The organism is Streptomyces sp. SID9727, from assembly GCF_010550605.1.
GTDB lineage: Bacteria > Actinomycetota > Actinomycetes > Streptomycetales > Streptomycetaceae > Streptomyces.
The window spans coordinates 1-2,309 of sequence record NZ_JAAGNI010000520.1 but is presented as its reverse complement, the minus strand read 5'-3'; the positions used below and the strand labels follow the sequence as shown (position 1 = coordinate 2,309).

Here is a 2,309-nt window from a genome sequence, read left to right as displayed (position 1 = left end):
CGCCGCCGACGGCCGGTTCTGCGGGCGCGACCCCGGGGCCGGGCCGGCCGCCCGACGGGTCTGCTGCTCGGTGTACGGGCCGTCCAGCCGGCCGGTCGGGCGGTCCGCCTCCTGAGAACGCTGGACGGGCGGCCGGCTCTCGTGCAGCCCCTGCGCCTCGCGCGCCGCGATCTCCTTGAGCCGCATCGACAGCTGGAGCGTGCTCGGACGCTCCTCGGGGTCCTTCGCCAGGCAGGCGCTCACCAGCGGCGCCAGCGCGTCGTGCACATCGAAGAGCTGGGGCTCCTCGTGCACCACGCGGTAGAGCATCACCTCGGAACTGCCGTGCCCGAAGGGGGAGTCGGCCATCGCCGCGTACGCCAGCGTCGCCCCGAGCGAGAACACGTCCGTCGCCGGTGTCACCGCCGCGCCGCGCACCTGCTCCGGCGCGAGGAAGCCGGGTGAGCCCACCGCCGTACCGACGTGGGTCAGCGTGGACGCGCCCGTCGCCCAGGCGATCCCGAAGTCGATGATCCGGGGGCCCTTGGGGGAGAGGAGGATGTTCGACGGCTTCAGGTCCCGGTGGACCACCCCGGCCTCGTGCACCGCGACCAGACCCTCGGAGAGCGCCGCCCCGATCGAGGCGACCTCGGCCGCCGACAGCGGGCCCTCCTCGGCCACCTTGTCGTGCAGCGAGGGCCCCGGCACGTACTGCGTGGCGAACCAGGGGCGCTCCGCCTCCAGGTCGGCGGCGACCAGCCGGGCCGTGCAGCCGCCCCGGATGCGCCGGGCGGCGGACACCTCGCGCGCGAACCGCGACCGGAACTCCTGATCCTCCGCCAGGTCCGGCCGGATCACCTTGAGCGCCACGCGCTGGCCCCGCCGGTCCGAACCCAGGTAGACGACACCCATCCCGCCGGCTCCGAGCCGCCGGTGCAGCCTGAACGAGCCGACGACACGCGGGTCCTCGCGCCGGAGCCGCATCATCGCCATGTCTGCCCATCCCCGCTGCCTGGTACGCCTGACGAGGCACAGCTTACGTACCCGCCGCCCGGGGTGCTCAGAGGCCGCGCCCTCGCGGGGCATTCGATTGTCAGTGCCGGATGGGAGACTTGAGGAGTGGTCAGGGAGCCGCGGATCCAGGCCCCCCGGCCCGTGCGAGATCTCAAAGGTTCGTCGCAGAAGGGGGATTGGGTCAGTGAAGGGCGATCGAGTCGAGATAGTGGTGGACGCCGGGGACAGCACCCGGACCTACGAGGTGGTGGCCTCCCGGGCCGGCCGCCGGGTGGAGACCGCGGTCCGCCGGGGCGTGGTCGAAGTGAGTGAAGTCACCCGGAACGGGTCCGTGGTGCGCACGGCCCGCTTCATGGCGACCAGGGTCCTCGCCCTGGTCGAACAGCCGGTGCCCAGGGAGGACGCCTCCGAGCACCCCCTCCGGGAAGACCCCAACCCCGCGTAGCCCGGTCTCCACCCAGGGGAGTACGCCGAGCGGGCACGGCTCATCCTCCGGGAGGCCCGGGATTCGGTACGCGGGCATGACGCCGCCCGCCCCCCGAATCCCTAATGTTGAGTCCAAGCGGCGGGCGTCGTACTCGTCCCCCGAGGTCAAACGCCCGCCGCTCCACATCAGGTCAGGAGAGGAATCATGGCTGACACGGCAGCACGGACGGTGGTCCGCACGCGGTCACGCGGCTCGTACGCCGCGTCCGGCCGTCGCCACCCGTTGGTGGCGACCGCCATGGTCCTTCCCCTGGCGGCCCTGCTCGCCGTCGTCTTCGGCGGCTGGGACGCAGTGGTCACACAGGCGTCGTCCGTGGGCGTGATGCTGGGGCGCTGAGCGGCGCCCCGGGTCCGGAAGAGCGGTCCGGACCGGGACATCCGGCCAACAACCCCGTGGGGACGGGGGTGCGGCGGACGGCAGCGTTTGTCCGGTCAGCTGGGGAGCTGGCCGGACATCGCGCTTTCCGGGGCCGGACACGGCCCTGCCGTCACCCCGTCCGCGTACGCTCTGCCGGGGCGTGACCGCCACAGCCCGTCCGTAGCACCGGGGGAGACCCGTGACCGCCGCACTCGTCCGCGCGCTGGGGGACCTCGCCCACCGTGCGGCCCACCCGGCAGGCTGCGGGCGCCGCCCCTGCCCGCCCCCCGCCGTGCTCGCCGAACGCGACGACGGGATCGTCGTCCGCAGCGGCCCCCTCGTCGCCAAGGCCCACGCCGCCGACACGGATACGGCCGCTCTGGCCGCCCGGCTGCGGCTGGCGACCGGCCCCGGGCTGGACGGCATCCTGCTGGCGCCCCTGCCCGTAGCCCCCGGCGCCCACCTCACCGAG

Annotated in this window: 3 protein-coding genes and 1 pseudogene; 3 read left to right on the top strand and 1 reads right to left on the bottom strand. The window is 74.1% G+C overall.

Annotation, left to right across the window (positions count from 1 at the left end; genetic code table 11):
• Positions 1-972 (bottom strand): serine/threonine-protein kinase (locus G3I41_RS35395; protein ID WP_164404614.1); only part of this gene is annotated, 972 nt, incomplete at its 3' end.
• A 205-nt stretch (positions 973-1,177) separates the two neighbouring features.
• Between G3I41_RS35395 and G3I41_RS35390 the strand changes: the two genes are divergently transcribed.
• The 3 genes and pseudogenes from G3I41_RS35390 to G3I41_RS35380 all read left to right on the top strand — a co-directional run.
• Positions 1,178-1,438, top strand: coding sequence for a hypothetical protein (locus G3I41_RS35390; RefSeq protein WP_164404613.1), 261 nt, complete (start codon positions 1,178-1,180; stop codon positions 1,436-1,438).
• A gap of 186 nt (positions 1,439-1,624) precedes the next feature.
• Positions 1,625-1,816: a hypothetical protein gene (locus G3I41_RS35385; RefSeq protein ID WP_164404612.1), complete on the top strand. Its 192-nt coding sequence runs from the start codon at positions 1,625-1,627 to the stop codon at positions 1,814-1,816.
• Positions 1,817-2,036: 220 nt separating this feature from the next.
• Positions 2,037-2,309: pseudogene (locus G3I41_RS35380) on the top strand (aminoglycoside phosphotransferase family protein); the annotation flags it as partial.

Coding starts and splice junctions, on each gene's coding strand:
- G3I41_RS35385 (WP_164404612.1), top strand. CDS start 1,625: ATGGCTGACACGGCAGCACGGACGGTGGTCCGCACGCGGTCACGCGGC.